This is a genomic window from Streptomyces sp. NPDC107654 (genome assembly GCF_055639035.1).
The window spans coordinates 1-18279 of the sequence record NZ_JBVKBI010000029.1 but is presented as its reverse complement, the minus strand read 5'-3'; the positions used below and the strand labels follow the sequence as shown (position 1 = coordinate 18279).

Below are 18279 nucleotides of genomic sequence, written 5' to 3'. Positions count from 1 at the left end.
CGATAGTGCACTGCGCCACTGACAGTGCCTTCAAACACCGGGGTACGGCAGCACCGCTCAGGGTGCGGGGCCGTGTCGGCACGCGGCTCCACCACGTGGGCGCGTCACGCCACGGACCGTCCGCGGTCGCCTGATCACCTCGGCCCGGCATGCGCTGAAGCGGCGCGGCCCTACGCCGGAGCCATCAGAAGCGGACGAGCCCGCTCCCGCAGCTCCACCACCCGCGGCTCGTCCCCGTACGGCTCCAGCCGGTGCAGAAGATCCTTCACGTACTCCGTCGTCCGCGCCGACGAGATCCGCCCCGCCACCTCCACGGCCCGCACCCCCTGCTCACAGGCGGCGTCGAGGTTCCCGGACTCCAGCTCGGCGACCGCGGAGACCACCAGCCGCAGCCCGTGCGACCGCACGAACTCCTCCGTCGGCTTCGACAGCGCCTGCTCGGTGAACCGACGCACCTGGCGCGGTGCCTTCAGATCGCGGTAGCACTCCGCGGCGTCCGCGGCGAACCGGTCGTAGCCGTAGAAACCCAGCCAGGTCGGGTCGTTGTCGCCGGGACGGGACCGTTCCAGCCAGCCCTCCGCCGCCTTCAGCGCCGTGCCGGCCGCCTGCGCGTCTCCCGCGCGCGCGTGGGCCCGCGCCTCGACCAGCCGGAAGAAGCTCATGGTCCGCGCGGTCGCCAGCCCCCGGTTGCGCTCCAGGGCCGCCTGCGCGAGGTCCACGCCCTCGTCGCCGAAGCCGCGGTAGGTGGCCTGCAACGACATGGAGGCGAGGACGTAGCCCCCGAGGGGGACGTCCGCCGCCGCGCGCGCGAGCCGCAGCGCCTGGATGTAATACCGCTGCGCGGCCTCCTGCTGCCCGGTGTCGAAGGCCATCCACCCGGCGAGCCGGGTGAGTTCGGCGGACGCGCCGAACAGGGCGCGGCCCACTTCGTCGGAGTAGGAGCCGAGCAGCAGCGGTGCCGCCTCCACCCGCAGGCACTCCGGCACCATCGACGAACGCCAGTCCCCGCCGCCGTACTTGGAGTCCCACCGCCTGGCGTCCTCGGCGGCCTCCCGCAGTTTCTGCACATCGCTGTGGCCGACTTTGATCGGTGCGCCGGCCCCCTCGACGGAGCCCGCCTCCCGCGCGACCGAGGTGTCGGCGGGGGTTATCAGCCACCGTGAGGCGGGCGTTGCGTATGCGCTCACTGCGAACGACCCGGCGAGCGACTGCCAGATGCCACCGGAGCCGGCCCGGCGGCCGGCGAGGTCGAGGCGGTACAGCTCGGTCGCCGACTTGACCGCCTGCCCCACGTCCCGGGGGAAGGCGAGGCCCACCTCCGGCGCGGGATCGGCGTCCGCCAGGCCGATCTCGTGGAGCGGCACCGGGCGGCCGAGCTTCTGGCCGATGGCGGCCGCGATGAGGTGCGGCGCCGCACCCTGCGGCACCATGCCCTTCGACACCCAGCGCGCCACGGACGTCTTGTCGTAGCGAAGCGTCAACCCGCGTTGCGCGCCAAGGTCGTTGACGCGTCGGGCGAGGCCCGCGTTGCTGATTCCCGCGAGGGCGAGAACGGCGCCGAGTTTCTCGTTCGGCCCGCGTTGCTCCCTGGACATGCGCCACCCCTCGACACAGACGGCTGCCGCACTGGCATAACCACGCGGCATTCGTAAACCCAGCGTAGTTCGCCGCATCCCAAGCGTTAAGGGGCATTGTTCCGGATGGCGGGATTGTGGTCCGTACGGCAGTGCGGCCCTGTACGCACCGTGCACGGACTGTCGCCGCGTGCCCCCGCCCGTGTGGCCGTGCGCCCGTGCGTGCGCTCTTCTCCGGCCACCGGGGGAGCGGTTCCATGGCTCTTGCGTGGGTCGGCCCGCTGTACTGGATCCAGTGGGCTGGGGGACACCGCCACCTTCATCCCCGCGGGTGGCGGACCGGTCCGGGAGGCGATGTCCGCCTCCCGGACCGTGCGCGCGTCCGCGCTGCCACGCGCTCCGCGGGCCTGTACGGAGCGTGCTCAAACCCCGGGCCCCGTCTTTTATTTGGCCGAAAACCGACCCCCACCCGATGGGGTGAATTGCCGTCGCGACCATGCAACTTGAGGGCGCTAAGGGCGGTTTGGGGGAGCGCGCAGGGGGCGCATTCGCGCCGCACCGCCCGGACGCCACCCGACCGGCACCCGCCCCGAGTCGGTCAACTCCCCTGGCCCGCCGCACGGACTTCCCCCCACCTCCCCCGATCGAAGGCGGCGCCGCCGACCCTCTCCGGCACGCCCTTCATGGCAGCATGGGGTCCGGTTCGTACGGTGCACTGGTTGTCCACAGCCTGTGGAGGCGTCGATGCGGTGGTTGGTGGGATGGAGCAGCGCCGCCGCGGGCACCGCCGGGATCGGCTCCGCGGGCGCCATCGGATACGACGGCGAGACCCTCCACCCGGTCGGCTCCCAACTCCTGTGGGGCGACCCGGATCCGCTGTGGGCCGTCGGCGACTGGCGCCCCGACGAGGTGCGCGTGGTCCACGCCGACGCGCAGCACCGGATCGCCGTCCTCGGCATCTGCGGCGCCACCGACGAGGAACTGCGCCGCGGACTCGTCACCGCGCGCGGGGGCGCGGTGCGCCATCTGACCACCTGGCCCGGCAGCTACACGGCCGTCGTCCAGGCCGGCCGCCGCATCACCGTCTGCGGCGACCTCGCGGGCGCCCGGCCGGTGTTCCACACCCCGTGGGCCGGCGGCACCGCGTACGCCACCGCCGCGCTGCCCCTCGCCGACCTCGTCGAGGCCAACCTCGACTTCACCCACCTCGCCGCCCTGCTGGCCGCCCCGGACGTACCGGCCGCGCTGCGCGACACCACCCCGTACGACGGCGTACGGCGGCTTCCGCCGGGACACGCGCTGGTGCTGCGCGCCGGAGCGCGGGAGATCGCCGGGTACGAGCCGGTCGCCTCGCTCGCCGTCTCCGCGCCCCCGGCCGACCCCGACCGCGCCGTGGACGCGGTGCGCGACGCCCTCGTGGAAGCGGTCCGCACCCGGCTCTCGGCACCCCGGCACGTGCCCGACCTGGATCCCGGGCCGGTACCGGGCATGGGTCCGGCCGAGCGGCGGGCCGCGCGCGGCATGCCGGTCCCCGGCATCGGCGCCGACCTGTCCGGCGGCCCCGCCTCCGGCACCCTCGCCCTGCTGGCCGCCGGGCTGCCCGGCAGACCCGGCACGCTGCTGGGCCACGGCACGGGCGCCGGGGAACGCCTCCTCGCCGTCACGTTCAACGATCTGACGGTGGCCGGCCGCGAGGCCGAACTGGAACGCGCCGGCGCCCTCGCCGCCAACCCCCGGCTGCACCACGTGGTGGTCACCGGCGGCGAGGAGACCCTGCCGTACGCCGACCTCGACGGCCCCCTGACCGACGAGCCCGGACCTTCCCTGGTGCTGGCGGCCCGGCACCGCGCGCGGCTCGCCGCCGGGAGCGCCGACCACTTCACCGGCCACGGCGCCCGCCAGGTCCTCGACGCCCACCCCGCCCGCCTCGCCGACCTCCTGGTCGACCGCCGGCGGCGCCACCTGGTCCGGCCGGTCGCCGCGCTCGCGCGCGCGGACGGCTCGGTACTGGTCCCCGCGCGCGTGTACGGCGCGGCCCGGCGCCTCGCCCGCACCCCCTACCGGGCGGGCCTGGAGGTACTGGCCGAGCGGCTGATGCGACGGCGGTTCGACGAGCCCAGGGGGGCGGTCGGCGCGTCCCTCGCCGCGCTGACCTGGGCCGGACCGGGGCCCGCGGCCCGTTGGCTGACGGGGGAGGCCTTGGCTGAAGTATCGGTTCTGCTCCAGGCGGAGGCGGACCGCTCCGGCACCGGCGCGCAGCGCCCCGGCGACTACCGCGCGCGTGCGGCACTCGCCCGGCACGCGGCCGACCTGCGTGTCCTGGAACAGGCCGCGCAGATCCGCTCCCAGCGCCTGCACGCGCCCTTCCTCGACAACCAGGTCGTCCGCGCCTGCCGCGACCTCCCTGAGGCCCTGCGCGTCCAGCCCGGCGCCCGCGCCGCCATCCTCCGCAGAGTCCTGCAGGGCGCCGGCGTCACCGACCTCCCGCCCGGCTGGGGCGCCCCCTCCCACGCCCCGACGGCAGCGGCCGCGCGCGGGGGGCTGCGGCTCGCGGCCGACCCCCTCCTGGACCTCTTCTCCACCCCCCTGCTGGCCGACGCCGGCCTGGTCGAGGCCCGTGTCGTCCGCAAGGCCGTCCGCTCCGCCGCGGCGGGCGAGCCCCTCCCGCTGGACGGCCTGGCCGACCTCGTCTCCCTGGAACTCTGGCTCCGCCGCCTCCTGTCCCGCCGCGGCACGTGCTGGACGGGAACGCCGACACGGTCCCGCGCGGTCCCTTCGGGGATCCAGCCGCGGAGAAGCGCGCTCACGCCGGGGGTGTGAACGGCGGGGACGTGAGCGGTGGGGGTGTGAGCGGGTGCGAGCGGCGGGGCGTGAGCGGTGGGGGCGCGAGCGGTGGAGGCGCGAGCGGTGGGGGCCGTGTCCGTCGTCGGGCCGCGGGACCGACCGTGGTGGCTGGTCGCGCGGTTCCCCGCGCCCTGGGGGACTGTGGGCCGCAGGTGGCGCAGGCGGCGCAGGCAGGGCAGGTCCGCCGCTGTGGGCGGTCGTGCTGCGGGTGGTCGTGCTGCGGGGGCGGTGTCCGCGCGGCACACGCCGGCGCGGGCGAGTGCCCCGACCCGCGGAAACCGCAGCGCAGGGCGCTCCGAAACGCCCTGAGCCGAAACCCCCGTGCCCCACTCCCCGCACCACCGCCACAATGACCAGGTGCGGTACAGAATCCTGGGCGTAACCCAAGCAGCAGACGACCAGGGCACCCCCGTACCCGTCGGCGGACGGCGCCTGCGCACGCTCCTGGCCGCCCTCGCCCTCCGCCCCGGCCGCACCGCCGCCGCCGAGACCCTCGTCGACGAGGTCTGGGCGGACGACCCGCCCCAGGACGCCCACGCCGCGCTCCAGGCCCTCGTCGGCCGTCTCCGCCGTACCCTCGGCCGGCACACCATCGTCTCCACCCCGGGCGGCTACCGCCTCGAAGCGTCCGAGGACGACGTGGACCTGCACGTCTTCGAACGCCTCACCCGCACCGGCACCCAGGCCCTCACCGCCGGCGACCCGGCCACCGCCCACCGCACCCTCACCGAAGCCCTCGCGCTCTGGTACGGCCCGGCCCTCGCCGACCTCCCCGACCGCACCGCCGCCACCCGCCCCGACGCCCTGCGCCTGGAGGCGACCCGCGCCCGCGCCGCCGCGGCCCTCGCCCTCGGCCGCGCCCAGGAGGCCGTACCCGAGCTGCGGGAGCTGACCGCCGCCCACCCCTACGACGAGCCGCTGCACGTCCTCCTCATCCGCGCCCTGCGCGACTCGGGCCGCCCGGCCGACGCCCTCGCCGCCTACGAGTCCGCCCGCCGCACCCTCGCCGACACCCTCGGAGCCGACCCCGGCCCGGAACTGAGGACCCTGCACGCGTCGTTGCTGAGACAGGACCACTCCGAGCGTCCCGAGCGTCCCGAGCCCCCGGGGCACCTGTGGCGCCCGGGAGCGCGGCCTCCCGCCCAGCCGCCCGAGCGCACCGGGAATCTCCGCCCCCGCCTGACGTCCTTCGTCGGACGGGAACCGGAGCTCGAGGCCATTCGTTCCGACGTGCACAGGGCCCGCCTGGTCACCCTGACCGGACCGGGCGGCTCCGGAAAGACCCGCCTCGCCGAGGAGGCCGCCGCCCCGCTCGGCTCGGCCTGGCTGGTCGAGCTGGCCGCGCTCGACCGGCCCGAGGCGGTGCCCGGCGCGGTGGTCAGCGCGCTCGGTCTGCGCGAGACCGTGCTGCTGACCAACGACCTGGCGACCCCGCAGGCCGACCCCACGGCCCTGCTGATCGAGTACTGCGCGCCGCGCGGCCTGCTCTTGATCCTTGACAACTGCGAGCACGTCATCGGCGCGGCAGCCGCCCTCGCCGAGACCCTCCTCACCCGCTGCCCCCGGCTCACGATCCTCGCGACCAGCCGTGAACCCCTGGGCGTCCCCGGCGAGTCGGTGCGCCCGGTCGAGCCCCTCGTCCCCGAGCAGGCGCGCCGCCTCTTCGCCGAGCGCGCGAAGGCCGTCCGTCCCGACGCCGACGCGGTGCTCGGCGACACCGAGGCCGTGGCGGAGATCTGCCGCCGCCTGGACGGGCTGCCGCTCGCCATCGAGCTGGCCGCCGCCCGGCTCAGGCTGCTGACCCCGCGGCAGATCGCCGACCGCCTGGACGACCGCTTCCGGCTGCTCACCTCCGGAAGCCGCACGGTCCTGCCCCGCCAGCAGACCCTGCGCGCGGTCGTCGACTGGTCCTGGGAGCTGCTGGACGAGCGGGAGCGGACGGTCCTGCGCGAGGTGTCGGTGTTCGCCGGCGGCTGGGACCTCGCGGCGGCCGAGGCCGTGTGCACCGGCCCGGCGGCCGACCTGATCGGCGCGCTGGTCGACAAGTCCCTCGTCGTCGCCGCACCGCACGACCCCGACGGCACCGGCTCCGGGACCGGCATGCGCTACCGCATGCTGGAGACCATCCACGACTACGCCACCGAACGCGCGGCCGAGGTCCCCGGACTGCGCGCGGCGGCCGAGCGGCGCCACCGCGCGTGGGTGCGGGCGCTGGTGGAGGAGGCCGAGCCGCGGCTGCGGTCGGCGGCCCAGCTGCCCTGGATCGCCCGCCTGGAGACCGAGCTGGACAACGTCCGCGCGGCCCTGGACCGCGCGGTGCGCGCGGGCGACGAGGCGGAGGCCGGCGCCATCGTCCTGGCCATCGGCTGGTTCTGGTGGCTGCGCAACCACCGCCAGGAGGCGGTGAGCTGGATACGGCGGGTGCTCCGCCTGGGCGCCGCCCTGGACACCCTGCCCCCGGGCACGCCGGCCGTCGAGGCGATGGCTCGGGCGGAGTCCGCGGACCCGGTCGGCGCCTTCCTCGCCTCACCCGACGGCGAGGCCGGGCACCCGCTGCACGAGCTGCGGATGGACCTGCGGATGCTCGACCTGTTCCTGACCTCGGAGACGGACACGGAGAACCTGGCGGCCGACGACCGCGCCGCGGAATACCTCGCGCGCGTGCGGGCGGCGTACGAGCGCGGCGGCCCCCCGGCCGCCCGGCTCCCCGGCGTCGTCTGGCCGCTGACCGCCTACTACCTGGGCGGCCCGGTGGACCTCCGCCCGGACCTGACCGCGGCGCTCGACAACTGCCGCCGCCACGGCGGCGACTGGGAGGTCGCCGTCGCCCTGATGTACCGCGCCCACGTCACCGTGGACTCAACGGGCAACCTGAACGGCGTGGACGAGGACCTGGCCGAGCTGCGGGTGCTCGGCCGGCGCGTCGGTGACCGCTGGGTGCGGGCGCAGGTGTGCAGCGCGGCCGGAGAGGCGGCCATGGCCCGCGGCAGGTACGACGAGGCGCGTGGCGAGTACGAGGAGGCGCTGCGACTCGCCCACGAGGTGGGCGCGCACGCCGAGTCGCCGTTCCTGATCGCCCGGCTCGCGGAGATCTCCTACCGCTCCGGCGACCGGGAGGCCGCCCTGGCGGCCCTGGACGAGGCGGGGGCGGCCGCGGACCGGTACGCGCTGCCGGAGTCCCGGGCCTTCGTCCTGCTGATGCGGGCCCTCATCGCCCTGCACGACGGACAGCCGGTCCTCGCGCGCGAGCTGTACGACGCGACGTGCGCGCTGATCGGGGACGGCGCCCCGCCCCCGCAGTTCGTGGCCGACCTGCGAAAGGTCGAGGCGCTGCTCGTGGCGGCCGAGTCGGGACCGGCGCGGGGCGCTCCGGTCCTGGCGGACGCCCTGCGGCGGGCCGTGGCCGACCGGTGCGCGGAGTCCATCACGGCCGGTCTGGTGGACGTGGCGGCCGCGTTGCTGGCCCGGCTGGGAGATCTCCCGGGCGCGCTACGGCTGTTCGCCGCCGCGGATCACTGGCGAGACGGCCGCGAGCGCCCCGAGCCGGAGCGCAGCGAGGCCGCCCGGGTGCGCGCCGGCGCCCGCGCGGCACTCCCGGTCGACCGGTACGCCGCCGAGTGCGCCCGGGGCGCGACCCTGGGCGTGGCGGACGTCCTGGAGGAGCTGGACGCCGTGCCGGCGGCCGCCGCGGGCCGCCGGGACCCGGCTACCGGCAGGTGAACCGGGACTTGGCCCAGTCCGCCAGTGCCACCTCGTCGATGCTGTTGCCGTGCGGCTGCACCACGAGCCGTACGGTCCTGCGCCCGGTGAGGTCCACATGGACGGGGACGGCCCGGTCGCGGCCCTCGACCATGCCGGACCGCCACAGCGGGATCCCGTCGGCGTAGACCGAGAAGTAGACCTTGCCGAGGCCGAGGGTCATGTCGTCGACGCCGGCCAGTGCGTCGTAGGCGGTGCACTGCCGGTTGAGGGCGATGGTGACGGAGGACTCGCCGTGCACGGTGACCCCGCGCGCGTACCGCTTGCCGCCGGTCGACAGGCCGTACCGCTGCCACACCCAGCTGCTCTCGCCCAGCACGATCTCGGGCCGGGTGCCGTCGCCGGTGACGTCGAAACGCAGGTCGCTCAGCTCGTAGACGGCGGGGGCGGGCGGCGGAGTGGGCGTCGTGGTGGGCTTCGGTGTCGGTGTCGGTGTCGGTGTCGGTGTCGGCCTGGGCTTCGGGGCGGGCGTGGGCGTGGCCGTGGGTGCCGGCGTCGGCGTGCGCCCCCGGGTGGGCGTGGGCGTGGGTGCCGGCCGTGCGGGGGCGAGGACCGCGGGCCGGGCCGGGGGCTCGGTCGCGGGTTCGGGCGTCGGCGTGGGCGAGAGGGCGGGCGTGCTCGACGCTGCGGGCGGGGGCGTCCCGGGCCGTACGACGGTGGCGGACGGCGCCGGCCGGGCGGCCTCCTTCGCCGGACGGCTGTCGTTCACCAGGGCCAGCGCGACCGCGGCGGCGGCCACCGCGACCACACCGGCCGCTATCCCGGCCTTGACCGGTGCCCCCAGCCCCTCGGAGGCCGCGGCCCCGCCCGCACCGGACGCGCCGCCGGACGACCCCCCGGCCGCGGCGGCGGCCCCGGCCGCCCCGCCCGCGCTGCCGGCCACGATCCCGAGGGCCTTGGCGTACCCGGCCGCCCCGAACCAGCCGATGACCGCGACCGGTACGACACCGGGGATGCCGCTCGCGACCTCCTCGATCTGGGCCGCCGCCAGCCGGCACCTGGCGCACTCCTCCAGGTGTTTGCGCAAGCCCCGTTCGGCCCGGACGCGCAGCTTGCGGCGTGCGTAGGTGCCCAGTTGGTCGGCGTACCGGGCGCATGCCTCGTCGTGGGTGAGGGTGGCGCTGACGTGGGCCTGGAGATAGGCCTGCCGCAGCCCCTCGCGCGCGCGACTGGCGAGCACCCGGGTGCCGTTGGCGTCCAGTCCGAACAGGACGGCCACCTCGCTCGGGGACTCGTCCTCCACCTCGGTGTGCCACAGCACGGCCTGCCAGCGTTCGGGCAGCGAGCGGAAGGCCCGCATGGCCATGGACTGCTCGGCCTCGTGGAGGGCGCGGACGTCGGCTCCGAGATCGAGACCCGCTCCGGAGGAGCCGACGAACGCGGTGTCGGCGGACGTCTCCGGGACGCGGGCGGCGGCCTGCTGGGCGAAGACGGCGAAGTCGTCGACGAGCTGCTCGCGCCGGGCGGACCTGGTCCAGTGGGCGGCGACCCGCCGCACGGAGGTCAGCAGGTAGGCCCGCACGGCATGCTCGGGCCCGGATCCGCCGCGTACCGCCTGCAGCATCCGGGCGAAGACCTCGGCGGTGAGGTCGTCGGCGGTGTGACCGTCCCGGCAGCAGGTGCGCGCATACCGCCGTACCGCGTCCGCGTGCCTGCGGTACAGCTCCTCGTAGGCGGAGTCGTCACCGCCGCGCATCCGCTCGATCAGCTCGCCGTCGGCGGGCGGCATCTCCCGGGGCGGCGGCAGCACGCGGCGCTCCCGCTGGGCCGGCACGCTTCCGTCGCCAGGGCCTGTGGACTCTGAGGTGGCAGAGGAGGCGGAGGAGGTTGAGGAGCCGGAGGATGCTGAGGCGCCGGAGGACCCGGGGGAAGCGGGGGAGCCGGAGGACGCGGGGCGCCCGCCTTGCTTCGGTACGTGGGGTGGGGTCAGCCCGGGGCTCTCCGCGCCCCCGTCGTCACCGTGCGACTCGTCCCACCCGTCAACGCCCATCGCCGACAGCCCCCGACACCGGCCAAGCCCAACCCGTCACCGGCTCAGGGTGCCACAACGGCGTCTCCCGTCCCCCCGCCCGCACACCCCATCCACTCATCCGAGCGGACTTCCCCCCGGAACTCCGAACACCCCTCGAACACACCTGGGCAAGGGCCTGCCACCCCCGCTACCCGCCGACGGCGAACCCGCCCACCAGGGCCACCCGCACCACCCGACCGCGAAGGCCGCACGGGTGGTACGGGCGGCACGGGGGGCACCCGGCGGTGCCTGCGGTACTGGCGGTACTGGCGGTAGGGCGGTACGGGCGGTGGTCCCGCCGGAAACGAGGACGCCCCACCGCCCCAGCCGCCCCGGACAGCCGGACGCAGCCGGAGCCGGGCCCGTCAACCACGGGGGCCGGCCCCGCCCCTACGCCGGCCGGGACCGCAGCCCCTCCAACAGGATGTCCAGCAACCGAGCCGACGCGGCGGCCTGCTGTGCCGCGTCCGGCAGCGACGGCGCCGCCGTGGCGATCACCAGCAGCACGTCGCCCACGGACACGTCCGTCCGCAGCTCACCCGCCGCCCGAGCCCGGTCCACCAACTGCCCGACCACATCGAGCAGCGCCCCGGCCCCCGCGTCGTCGGCCGGCACCGCGGCCTCCTCCGCCACGAGCCGCAGCTCGGGGCCGCCCGGCTGCACCCGCTGCTGAGGCACCCGAGCCTCGACCGCCCCGGCGGAACCAGCCGACCCGGCGCCGACGGATCCGGCACCGACGGACTCGGCACCGACGGACTCGGCACTCATGGACTCGGCCGAACCGGTCGAGCCGACCCGCAGCACGTGCGGCGGCAGCAGCCGCCCCGCCCCCGACGCCACCGACGTCCGCAGGAACCGCGACAGCGCCGACCACGGCTCCTCCTCCTGCCCGAGCGCCGCCCGGGCCTGCTCGGTCAGCCGTGCCGTCTCCTCCTCCGCGATCCGCCGGACCAGCACGTCCTTGCTGGGAAAGCGCCGGTACACCGTGCCGACCCCGACCCGGGCGCGCCGCGCCACGTCCTCCATCGGCGCGCCGTACCCCAGCTCGCCGAACACCTCACGCGCCGCACGCAGCACGTGCTCCAGATTGCGCTGTGCGTCCACCCGCAGCGGAGTCGTGCGCGCCATGTCCGCGCGCCCGTTGCCCCCCGCCCCGGTCATCGCCTTGCCACCGGCCCCGATGGCGGCTGCGGATGCCCAATGCGTGTCCTGAACATGCATGTGTTTCCCCCGGTAATGACGTCTCCCCCCGGAGACTCTCCCCGCCACTGAATCCGAAGTGAGCGAAGTGGCATCGGTCCCGACCGGACCCACCCGTCGCGGACCCGTTCGACCACATTCCCCGCACCCCGTCGACACACGAACATAGTTGAGAGGAAGTCAATTCAGAAGGGGCAGGTTCCGCACAGTGCGCCCCTCGATCGGAGTACGAGGCGTGTACGTCCCGATTCCCGCCCTTCGCACCCTCTGGTCCGCCCCTGCTGACCTGCCCCCTTTCGTCCCGCACCGGCACCGCGGCCGTCCCCGCGTACACCCGGCCGCCGGTCACACAAATTGCCGGGGCTGTGGACAAACACCAGCGACGGGTGCGTCATGGGATGGTGAAGGAACGTGCGCGCATTCTGGTTGTCGGCGGCGGCTACGTCGGGATGTACACGGCCCTGCGTCTCCAGCGGAAGCTGAAGGGCGAGCTGAGGCGGGGAGAGGTGGAGATCACCGTCGTCACCCCCGACCCCTACATGACGTACCAGCCGTTCCTCCCCGAGGCCGCCGCGGGCTCGATCTCCCCGCGCCATGTCGTGGTACCGCTGCGCCGCGTCCTGGACCACTGCCACATCGTCGTCGGCGAGGTCACCAGCATCGACCACGCCGTACGCACCGCCGCCGTCACCACCCTCGCCACCGCCGACGAGGGCGCCGCCGAACTCCTCGGCTACGACGAACTCGTACTCGCCCCCGGCTCGGTCTCCCGCGCCCTGCCCATCCCCGGGCTCGCCGAGTACGCCATCGGGTTCAAGACCGTCGAGGAGGCCATCGGCCTGCGCAACCACGTCATCGAGCAGATGGACATCGCCTCCTCCACCCGCGACCCCGCGATCCGCGACGCCGCCCTCACCTTCGTGTTCGTCGGCGGCGGCTACGCGGGCGTGGAGGCCCTCGCGGAACTGGAGGACATGGCCCGCTACACCGCGCGCTACTACCACAACCTCCGCCCCGAGGACATGAAGTGGATCCTCGTGGAGGCCACCGACCGCATCCTCCCGGAGGTCGGTCCCGAGATGGGCCGCTACACCGTCACCGAGCTGCGCCGCCGCAACATCCAGGTGCTCCTCGACACCCGCCTGGAGTCCTGCGCCGACCGTGTCGCCGTCCTCAGCGACGGCCAGCGCTTCCCGACCCGCACGGTCGTGTGGACGGCCGGCGTCAAACCGCACCCGCTGCTCGCCGCCACCGACCTGCCGCGCACCGACCGCGGCCGGCTCCGCTGCACCGCCCAGCTCACCGTCGACGGCACCGCACACGCCTGGGCCGCGGGCGACGCCGCCGCCGTACCCGACGTCACCGCCGCCGAACCCGGCACGGAGACCGCGCCCAACGCCCAGCACGCGGTCCGCCAGGCGAAGGTCCTCGGCGACAACATCGCCCACTCCCTGCGCGGCGAGCCCCTGCAGACGTACGCGCACAAGTACGTCGGCTCGGTCGCCTCCCTCGGCCTGCACAAGGGCGTGGCACAGGTCTACGGGCGCAAGCTGAAGGGCTACCCTGCCTGGTTCATGCACCGCGCGTACCACCTCAGCAGGGTGCCCACCGTCAACCGCAAGGCCCGCGTGCTCGCCGAGTGGACCCTCGCCGGACTCTTCAAACGGGAGATCGTCTCGCTCGGTTCACTCGAACACCCCCGTGCGGAGTTCGAACTCGCGGCCGGTGGAAAGCCTCCTCACAGCCCCTCCGACGACCCGAAGGGGTCGTCCTGACCGGACCCAGGAACTCCACGGCCCGCCCCGGCGTCTGACGGTTGTCGCCCGCCGCGGCCCGCTCCCTGCCAGACTGCCCTACGACGTCGGACGGGCACCCGCCCGCCCTAGCACCCACGAGGCTTTCCCCAAGTGAACTTCACGCGCTGGAGCGCCCGGCTCCCCGGAACGCAGCGCCGCGCCGCCGCGCGGACCGAGACGGCGGTCTCCCCGGAGAGACGGGGGGAGGGCTCCGTTCCCGCGGCCCGCGCCGAACAGCCCGCCGACGGCACCTCCCCGGTGCCCGCCGTCGACGAACTGCCCGCGCGTGACGTCCTGGACCGCGTCCCGGCCCTCGTCGCCCTCGTCCACGGCCCCGACCACCGCATCGCCTACGTCAACGACGCCTACACCACGGCGTTCGGCACCCGCCCCACCGGCGCCCCCGCCCGCGAGGCCCTGCCCGAACTCGCCGAACTGGGCCTGCTCCCGCTCCTCGACCAGGTGCTGCGCAGCGGCAAGCCCCGCACCCTGAAGTCCCGCAAGGCCGTCGACGGCCGCTCGTACACCTTCACCTGCACCCCCGTCGCCGAGGACGGCGAGCGCGACGCCGGCGACGGTGCGGTCCTCGTGTTCGCCACGGACGTCACCGACCACGCCGAGGCCGCCGAACGGCTGCGCGCCAGCGAACGCCGCCAGCGCGAGACCGCCGTCACCCTTCAGCGCTCCCTCCTGCCGCAGGAACTGGAACAGCCCGACGACCTGCGCATCGCCGCCACCTACCAGCCCGGCGGCACCGAGGCCGCGGTCGGCGGCGACTGGTACGACGTGATCACCCTCGGCGGCGGCCGCACCGCCCTGGTCATCGGCGACGTCATGGGCCGCGGGGTGCGCGCCGCCGCCGTCATGGGCCAGCTCCGCACCGCCGTCCGCGCCTACGCCCGCCTCGACCTGCCCCCGCACGAGGTGCTCCAGCTCCTCGACGGCCTCGCCGCCGAGATCGACGCCAACCAGATCGCCACCTGCGTCTACGCCGTCCACGACCCCAACGAGGGCCGCCTGGTGTACGCGTCCGCCGGCCACCTGCCGATCCTGGTCCGCGACGAGAACGGCACGGTCTCCCGCGCGGACGAACCCACCGGCCCCCCGCTCGGCACCGGCGGCTGGATGCACGCCTCCGGCTCCATCGCCCTCGGCCCCGGCTCCACCGCCGTCCTCTACACCGACGGCCTGGTCGAACGCCGCGACGCCGACCTGGACGAGGGCATCGCCGCACTCGAAGCCGCCCTGGCCGGCGCGACCGGCACCCCGCAAATCGTCTGCGACCGCCTGGTCCGCTCGGCCGGCGTCACCGCCGACCACGACGACGACGTCGCCGTCCTCGTCCTCCAGCACCCGGCGCGCACCGGACCCGACGGCGACCTGTTCCGCAACGCCGGCCTGGAACTCCTCGGCGGTGTCGAAGCGGCGCCCCGCGCGCGTGCCTTCGCCTCCGGCGTCCTCACCAGCTGGCGCTTCCCCGCCGAACTCCACGACCTGGGCGTCCTCGCCACCAGCGAACTCGTCGCCAACAGCCTCCAGCACGGCACCCCGCCGATGCGGCTCAGACTCCGCCGCACCGACCGCCGCCTCATCGTCGAGGTCACCGACGGCGACGATCACCTGCCGAGGCGCCGCCGCGCCGAACCGGGCGACGAGTCGGGCCGGGGCATCGCGATCGTGGCGACGATCGCCTCCCACTGGGGCTGCCGCCGCACCCCCGGCGGCGGAAAGGCGGTGTGGTGCGAGTTCGTCCTGCCGGAGGCAAAGCACTGACCGGGGGCCGTACGGTCCCGCGCGGCAGACGGTGACGACACGCGTCCGGTGTTAGAAGCATCAGCCATGACACACGGACACCGCGGCAGCGAAGGCCCTGACGACTCTGACGGCCCCGAGGGTTACGACACCCACCAGGCCCCGATCATGGCCCCCTTCGTGGCCGAGCTGCTGGACGCGGTGGACCTCGGCCCCGGAGACGTCGTCCTCGACCTCGCGTGCGGCACGGGCTTCACCGCCCGCGCCGCCGCCGCGCTGGTCGGCCCCACCGGCCGTGTCCACGGCGCCGACCTCGACGTGGAGATGATCCGGGTGGCCCGGGACCGCCACCCCCGCCTCTACCCGGACATCGCGTTCACCGTGGCCCCCGCCGACCACCTGCCGTACGACACCGGCACCTTCGACGCCGTCGTGTGCCAGCAGGGCGCCCAGTTCTTCACCGGCCTCGGCGCCACCCTCACGGAGACGAACCGGGTCACCCGCCCCGGAGGCCGCTTCGCCGCGACCATCTGGGCCCCCGTCGACCGCCAGCCCTACTTCCTCGCCGTGCAGGCCGCGCTCCGCGAGTACGGCGGCCCCACGGCGATCCGCCACTTCGCGCGGGCCTTCTCCCTGACCGCCGAGCAGCTCACCGCGGCCCTCCGCACGGCCGGCTACGGCCACACCGCCCACCGCGAGATCACCTTCGGCATCACCCTGCCTCCGCTGGACCCCTATGCCCGGGCGCACCTGTCCGCCCTCTGGGGCGGCCTGATCAGAGAGGCCGGCGGCGAGGACGCCCTGAGCCGGGCCGCCACCCTGGTCCGCGAGCAGCTGGCCGACCACCTCGCGGAGGACGGCACGACGACGCTCCCCTTCACGGCGATCCTGACCACGGCGACCCGCTGACCAGCGGGCCCTTCCGCGGCGCCCCGGAAGGGGCCCGGGGCCTACGCCTCCGCGCCCACCGGCTCCGCGGGCGCCCCACCGCGCGTGACCACCCGCGTCCCGCGCGCCAGCCACGGCCGGTCCTGCACGGCGGTGAGCTGCCGGCCCAGCCGCAGCGCCAGGACGGTGATCCCCAGCGAGAACAGCAGGAAGGTCACGATGTACGGCCCGTGCAGAGAGGCCCCGAGCGGACCGCCCACCGCCGGACCGACGGCCAGCGCGAGCTGCTTGACCAGCGCGAACGCCGAGTTGTACTGACCGGCCATGCCCTCCGGCGCCAGATCGGCGACCAACGGCGCGACCGTCGGCGACAGCATCGCCTCACCCAGCCCGAACAGCGCGTACGTCGACACGAACGCGGCCGTGGCCATCTCCTGGCTCCCGTGCCCCAGTCCCGCGCACCCGGCGGCCAGCCAGGCCACCGACCAGATCAGACCGACCGCCGCGATGACCCGGGACCGGCGGCGCCGCTCCACGAGCCTCAGCACGGCGAACTGGGCGACCACGATCATCAGGGTGTTCGCGGCCAGCGCCGTCCCCAGAGCCGACGTGGATATGCCGGCCGCCTCCACGCCGTACGCGCTGAGCCCCGACTCGAACTGTCCGTAGCAGGCGAAGAAGAGGACAAAGCCCAGCACGGACAGCTGCACCATCGCCCGGTTCCCGAGCAGCTGCTTCCAGCCGCCCTTCGCCGACCGCGCGGGCGCGTCCTCCAGGCGCGGCGAGTGCGGCATCCGCACGGTGGCCAGCACGCCGACCAGCAGCAGGAACATCGCCGCCTCGATGGCGAACAACAGGGTGAAGGAGGACACGCGCGTGGTGTCGACCAGGTGGCCGCCTATGAGTCCGCCGACACCCAGCCCCAGGTTCTGCAGGAAGAACTGCATCGCGAACGCACGCGAGCGCGTGTCCGCCGAGGAACAGTCCACGATCATCGTGGCCAGCGCCGGCTGCATCACGGCCTGCCCCGCGCCCAGCGCCGCCGCCGACAGCAGCACGGTCGCGGCGGATCCCGCCAGACCGAGGCTCAGCGCCCCCAGAGCGGCGGTCACCAGGGCGGCGAGCAGGACCGGCAGCGGGCCGCGCCGCACGATCGCCCGGCCGGCGAACGGCAGCACGATCAGCGCGGCCACGGCGAAGACGGCGAGCACGAGTCCCGCCGTCATGGCTCCCAGGCCCCGCACCTGCGCCACGTAGACGTACAGGTAGGGGACGGTGAAGCCGAGCCCGAACGCGCTGAGTGCGTTGCCCACGTGGATCCGGCGCATCGCTGCGCCCATCGCCCTGGTCACGTTCACCTCTCTCATTAGTTAGGCCTGAAGACTTCGAACCTAAAGTTCGAAGCTAAAGGCTACACAATCAAGGACTTCAAGGCAAAGGACCGGCGTGCCATACTGCGCCCATGGCCGACACCCCCGGCGACACCGAGCCGACACTCGAAGAACAGATCGCCGCCTACCAGCGCGAGTTCCAGGACCTCGACCCCCAGGTCGAGAAGGTCGTGTCGGCCCTGTCCCGGCTCAACCGCCGCATGAACGTCGCCTACGGCCGCCAGACCGCCGCCCTCGGCATCAGCAACGCCGAGTGGGAGGTCCTCAAGGCACTGGTCCTCTCCGGCGCCCCGTACCGCCTGGGCCCAGGCGACCTGGCCAAGCGGCTCGGCCTCACCCCGGCCGCGATGACCCACCGGATCGACCGCATGGTCGCCGAGGGACTGGTCACCCGGGAGCGGGACGAGTCCAACCGCGTCCGGGTCATCGTGGAGCTGACGCCCGAGGGCCGCGAGAAGTGGCTGGAGGCGATGCGCCTGGCGACGGTCTTCGAGGAGGACCTGCTCCAGGACCTGACCCCCGCGGAGCGCGTGCTGCTCGGCGAGGTCCTGACCCGGCTCCTGCGCCGGGTCGAGCACGCCCAGCCGGACGCCGGCGGCCGGCTCAGCGACCTGGATTAAAAGATCTTGACAAGGGCTGTTGACACCGCCCTGCCCGATCCGTAGAGTCCTTCGGGTTGCCACGGAGGCGTAACGCTTCTGCGACAACACCTCCCGCCGCACGAGCGGCACCCCACACCACCAGCACGATCTCCCGAACGGGTTGATTTCGGCGTGCCCGAATTCAATTCGAATAGGGGCTCGGCGGCCCGATTGGGAATCGCCGGACGGATCCGCTAGGGTTTGAGGCGTCGGAACGGCCCAACAGCCGGGAGGACAAGCCCACCTGACTGGGAGTCAGACACCGAAAGGGTCTGATAGAGTCAGGACCGCCGGAAAGGGAAACGCGAGAGCGGGAACCTGGAAAGCACCGAGGAAATCGGATCGAGAAAAGATCTGATAGAGTCGGAAACGCAAGACCGAAGGGAAGCGCCCGGAGGAAAGCCCGAGAGGGTGAGTACAAAG

Annotated in this window: 10 protein-coding genes; 6 read left to right on the top strand and 4 right to left on the bottom strand. The window is 74.5% G+C overall.

Features of this window, described 5'->3' with window-relative positions; all coding sequences use genetic code 11:
* Positions 1 to 170: 170 nt before the first annotated feature.
* Positions 171 to 1595 (bottom strand): MFS transporter, encoded by a 1425-nt coding sequence (locus tag ACZ7N4_RS33880; protein ID WP_471366478.1) that lies wholly within the window; start codon positions 1593 to 1595, stop codon positions 171 to 173.
* Between the two features lie 723 nt (positions 1596 to 2318).
* On the opposite strand from ACZ7N4_RS33880, the gene ACZ7N4_RS33875 reads away from it, so the two are divergent.
* Positions 2319 to 4394, top strand: coding sequence for an asparagine synthase-related protein (locus tag ACZ7N4_RS33875; RefSeq protein WP_471366476.1), 2076 nt, complete (start codon positions 2319 to 2321; stop codon positions 4392 to 4394).
* A 381-nt stretch (positions 4395 to 4775) separates the two neighbouring features.
* A complete protein-coding gene (locus tag ACZ7N4_RS33870) occupies positions 4776 to 8138 on the top strand; it encodes a BTAD domain-containing putative transcriptional regulator (RefSeq protein WP_471366473.1) in 3363 nt (1120 codons plus the stop codon).
* Here ACZ7N4_RS33870 and ACZ7N4_RS33865 read toward each other — a convergent pair.
* Together ACZ7N4_RS33865 and ACZ7N4_RS33860 are read right to left on the bottom strand one after the other, a co-directional pair.
* Entirely contained in the window at positions 8125 to 10167 is a 2043-nt protein-coding gene (locus ACZ7N4_RS33865) for a sigma-70 family RNA polymerase sigma factor (protein ID WP_471366470.1), read from the bottom strand. The two genes, ACZ7N4_RS33870 and ACZ7N4_RS33865, sit on opposite strands and share 14 nt — an antisense overlap.
* Before the next feature lie 411 nt (positions 10168 to 10578).
* Positions 10579 to 11409: a TetR/AcrR family transcriptional regulator gene (locus ACZ7N4_RS33860; RefSeq protein ID WP_471366466.1), complete on the bottom strand. Its 831-nt coding sequence runs from the start codon at positions 11407 to 11409 to the stop codon at positions 10579 to 10581.
* 377 nt (positions 11410 to 11786) lie between these two features.
* On the opposite strand from ACZ7N4_RS33860, the gene ACZ7N4_RS33855 reads away from it, so the two are divergent.
* From ACZ7N4_RS33855 to ACZ7N4_RS33845, 3 genes are all read left to right on the top strand, one after another.
* Positions 11787 to 13163, top strand: a complete 1377-nt coding sequence (locus ACZ7N4_RS33855; RefSeq protein ID WP_471366463.1) for an NAD(P)/FAD-dependent oxidoreductase — start codon at positions 11787 to 11789, stop codon at positions 13161 to 13163.
* 132 nt (positions 13164 to 13295) lie between these two features.
* Positions 13296 to 14957 (top strand): ATP-binding SpoIIE family protein phosphatase, encoded by a 1662-nt coding sequence (locus ACZ7N4_RS33850; RefSeq protein WP_471366458.1) that lies wholly within the window; start codon positions 13296 to 13298, stop codon positions 14955 to 14957.
* 66 nt (positions 14958 to 15023) lie between these two features.
* Positions 15024 to 15845 carry a class I SAM-dependent methyltransferase gene (locus ACZ7N4_RS33845; protein WP_471366456.1) on the top strand — a complete coding sequence of 274 codons (822 nt, stop codon included), beginning with the start codon at positions 15024 to 15026 and terminating at the stop codon, positions 15843 to 15845.
* Between the two features lie 41 nt (positions 15846 to 15886).
* Here the strand turns inward: ACZ7N4_RS33845 and ACZ7N4_RS33840 are convergent, their stop codons facing one another.
* On the bottom strand, positions 15887 to 17191 hold the full coding sequence (locus ACZ7N4_RS33840) for an MFS transporter (RefSeq protein WP_471366454.1): 1305 nt from the start codon (positions 17189 to 17191) through the stop codon (positions 15887 to 15889).
* Positions 17192 to 17286: 95 nt separating this feature from the next.
* On the opposite strand from ACZ7N4_RS33840, the gene ACZ7N4_RS33835 reads away from it, so the two are divergent.
* A complete protein-coding gene (locus tag ACZ7N4_RS33835) occupies positions 17287 to 17835 on the top strand; it encodes a MarR family winged helix-turn-helix transcriptional regulator (RefSeq protein WP_471366451.1) in 549 nt (182 codons plus the stop codon).
* Positions 17836 to 18279 lie beyond the last annotated feature (444 nt).